Raw genomic sequence first — 3,700 nt, forward strand, 5'->3', positions numbered from 1 at the left:
CCTCTCGCTGCGGCGTGGTGATCGACGCCGCGCGGGTGCCTGTCTCGCGCGCCGTCGCCAGGGCGGTGGAGCATGACGAGGCGGCGCTCGCCGCGGCGCTGACGGGCGGCGACGATTATGAGCTGCTGATTGCGATCGATCCCGGCGATGCTCCAGCCTTCGAGTTCGAAGCGGCCGCGACCGGGATCGCGGTCACTGACATCGGCGCCCTCGTCGAGGGCGGGGGGATCGAGATCGACAGGCAGGGCCGGCCGCTGGATCTCGGACGCGGCTCCTTCACGCATTTCTAACCATGTGCGTGGCTTCGTGATGGGCGATTTCTGAGCGGCCCGTCCTATAAAGCAAAACAATCGCGCGTTTCCGAAGCAGAGTGGTCCGCGGACCTGCGCCGCTGAAACGGGAATTCGTGGCCGTTCATGGGTTTGGACAACGCGGCGGAGCCGACATGCATAAGATGAAGACTTCAGTGACGGTTGCGATCCTGCTGGCGGCCGCGGCGACCGGATCGGCCTCGGCCGCGAGCTGCGGCAACACGGGCGAAGGCTTCCAGCAGTGGGTGCAGGCCTTCAAGGCCGAGGCCCAGGCGCAGGGCGTTTCCGCCCGCACGGCCGAGGCGGCTCTCGGGAACGTCAGCTACGACCGCAATCTGATCGCGTTTGACCGCAACCAGAAGGTCTTCAAGCAGAGCTTCGAGCAGTTCTCCGCCCGCATGGCCTCCAATGCGCGCGTGAACGCCGCCAAGTCCCGGATGGCGCGCTATGGCGCGGTGCTGCAGCGGACCGAGCAGCGCACCGGCGTGCCGGCCCCGGTGATCCTCGCGATCTGGGGGCTCGAGACCGATTTCGGCCAGGTGCAGGGCAAGAAGCCGGTCTTCAACGGCCTCGCGACGCTGGCCTATGACTGCCGTCGCACCGAGATGTTCCAGCGTGAGCTGATCGCGGCGATGAAGATCGTCGACCGCGGCGACCTCACCATGTCGGAGATGCGTGGCGCGGCCCATGGCGAGCTTGGCCAGGCGCAGTTCCTCCCGAGCTCCTACCTGAAGTTCGCGACCGACGGCGATGGCGACGGCCGTCGCGACCTGGTGCGTTCCGGCGCTGACACGATCGCGTCCATCGGCGCCTATCTGCAGGGCTATGGCTGGCGCGCCGGCGGCGGCTGGGAGGAAGGCTCGGCGAACTTCGCGGTCTTCAGGGAGTGGAACCGCTCGAGCGTCTATCAGCGGACCATCGCTCTGCTCGCCACGAAGATCGCCGCGGCCACGGGCCACAACAGCGCCGGGCGCTGAGCGTCAGGAGCGGCGCGGCTTTCCGCAGGCGTTCGACCTTGGTTGGTCGCGCCGCTTCATCTTGTTCGCCGCATTGCGGAAGTTGAACGCATCTGGCAGCCTCCCTGTGACCTTTCGGGCGGGCGGGGAATACAAGCCCAACATGGACAAAAAAGCCCCGGCTTCGGCCGGAACGGCTTCCGGTGGGTCGCGGCTGGAAACGCGTTCAAGGAACAGAGACAATGGCGCTGACGCTCATCGTCCTTCTCGGACTGTTATCAATCGTATACGGCGTATGGGCGACCCGCTCGCTGCTTGAGGCCGACGCCGGCAGTCCGCGAATGCAGGAGATCGCCGCGGCGATCGCCGAAGGCGCCCAGGCTTACTTGAAGCGCCAGTACACGACGATCGGAATAGTCGGCGTCGTCATCTTCGTTCTTCTTGCGTATTTCCTGTCGCTGACGGTGGCGGTCGGCTTCCTCATCGGCGCGGTGCTGTCCGGCGCCGCCGGCTTCATCGGCATGAACGTGTCGGTGCGGGCGAATGTGCGGACCGCGCAGGCGGCGACGAGGTCGCTCGGAGCCGGCCTCGAAGTGGCTTTCAAGTCGGGCGCCGTCACCGGCATGCTGGTCGCCGGCCTCGCTCTGCTGGGGGTCGCGATCTACTACGCCATCCTGACCTCCTTCCTCGGCCATGCCAGCAGCGACCGCGTCGTCATCGACGCCCTCGTGGCCCTCGGCTTCGGCGCCTCGCTGATCTCGATCTTCGCGCGCCTCGGAGGCGGCATCTTCACCAAGGGCGCCGATGTCGGCGGCGACCTCGTCGGCAAGGTCGAGGCGGGCATCCCCGAGGACGACCCGCGCAACCCGGCCACGATCGCCGACAATGTCGGCGACAATGTCGGCGATTGCGCAGGCATGGCGGCCGATCTGTTCGAGACCTATGCGGTGACGGTCGTCGCCACCATGGTGCTCGCCTCCATCTTCTTCGCCGGGAACCCGGCGCTTTCGAGCCTGATCCTCTACCCGCTCGGCATCTGCGCCGCCTGCATCGTCACCTCGATCGCCGGCACGTTCTTCGTGAAGCTGCCGGCGAACCAGTCGATCATGGGCGCGCTCTACCGCGGCTTCGGGGTCTCGGCCGGCCTCTCGCTCGTCGGCATCGCGATCGCCACGGCCGCTCTTGTGGGCTTCGGGACCGAATACACCACCTCGACAGGCGCGACCTTCACCGGGTGGGATCTTTTCCTCTGCGCGGTCGTGGGCCTGATCATCACGGGCCTGATCGTCGTGATCACCGAGTACTACACCGGGACCGGGTATCGCCCGGTCAGGTCGATAGCGGCGGCGTCGATCACCGGCCATGGCACCAACGTCATCCAGGGCCTCGCTGTGTCGCTCGAGGCGACGGCCCTGCCGGCGCTCGTCATCATCGCGGGTATCATCGTGACCCACTCGCTGGCGGGCCTGTTCGGCATCGCCATCGCCGTCACAGCGATGCTGGCGCTTGCGGGCTTCGTGGTCGCGCTCGACGCCTTCGGCCCGGTGACGGACAACGCCGGCGGCATCGCCGAGATGGCCGGCCTGCCGGCGGAGGTGCGCACGTCGACGGACGCTCTCGACGCCGTGGGCAACACCACCAAGGCCGTCACCAAGGGCTACGCGATCGGCTCGGCCGGCCTCGGCGCGCTCGTGCTGTTCGCCGCCTACACCTCGGACCTCAACCACTTCATCGCGAACGCCTCCGAGTATCCCTACTTCGCCGACGTGAAGCTCGATTTCTCGCTGGCGAACCCATACGTCGTCGTCGGGTTGCTGTTCGGCGGAATGCTGCCGTTCCTGTTCGGCGCGATGGGGATGACGGCGGTCGGCCGGGCGGCCGGCGCGATCGTCGAGGAGGTCCGACGCCAGTTCCGGGAGAAGCCCGGCATCATGAAAGGCACGGATCGCCCGGATTACGGCCGCGCGGTCGACCTGCTGACCAAGGCGGCGATCAAGGAGATGATCATCCCGTCGCTGTTGCCGGTGCTCTCGCCGATCTTCGCCTACTTTGTGGTGCTCGGCGTGGCCGGGAAGAACGAGGCGTTCTCCGCCGTCGGAGCCATGCTGCTCGGCGTCATCGTCACCGGGCTGTTCGTCGCGCTCTCCATGACCTCGGGCGGCGGCGCCTGGGACAACGCCAAGAAGTACATCGAAGACGGCCATCACGGCGGCAAGGGCTCGGACGCCCACAAGGCGGCCGTGACCGGCGACACGGTCGGCGATCCCTACAAAGACACCGCCGGCCCGGCCGTGAACCCAATGATCAAGATCACGAACATCGTCGCGCTGCTGCTGCTCGCGGTCCTCGCACACGCGGGCTGACGATAGCCTCGGCTCCGTCCCGGCGCTCGCCGGGGCGGAGCCTGTCAGGCCGGGGCGGCGGCCTGCCGCC

2 protein-coding genes and 1 pseudogene are annotated in these 3,700 nt (G+C 67.5%); all 3 read left to right on the forward strand.

Annotation, left to right across the window (positions count from 1 at the left end; translation table 11 throughout):
- Positions 1-290 (forward strand): annotated as a pseudogene (locus ACIKT0_RS14850) (thiamine-phosphate kinase); the annotation flags it as partial.
- 155 nt (positions 291-445) lie between these two features.
- Positions 446-1,288, forward strand: a complete 843-nt coding sequence (locus ACIKT0_RS14855; protein ID WP_407106090.1) for a lytic murein transglycosylase — start codon at positions 446-448, stop codon at positions 1,286-1,288.
- 221 nt (positions 1,289-1,509) lie between these two features.
- Entirely contained in the window at positions 1,510-3,630 is a 2,121-nt protein-coding gene (locus tag ACIKT0_RS14860) for a sodium-translocating pyrophosphatase (RefSeq protein WP_407106091.1), read from the forward strand.
- The last annotated feature ends 70 nt before the right edge of the window (positions 3,631-3,700 follow it).

Source organism: Hansschlegelia beijingensis, from assembly GCF_045505405.1.
GTDB lineage: Bacteria > Pseudomonadota > Alphaproteobacteria > Rhizobiales > Methylopilaceae > Methylopila > Methylopila beijingensis_A.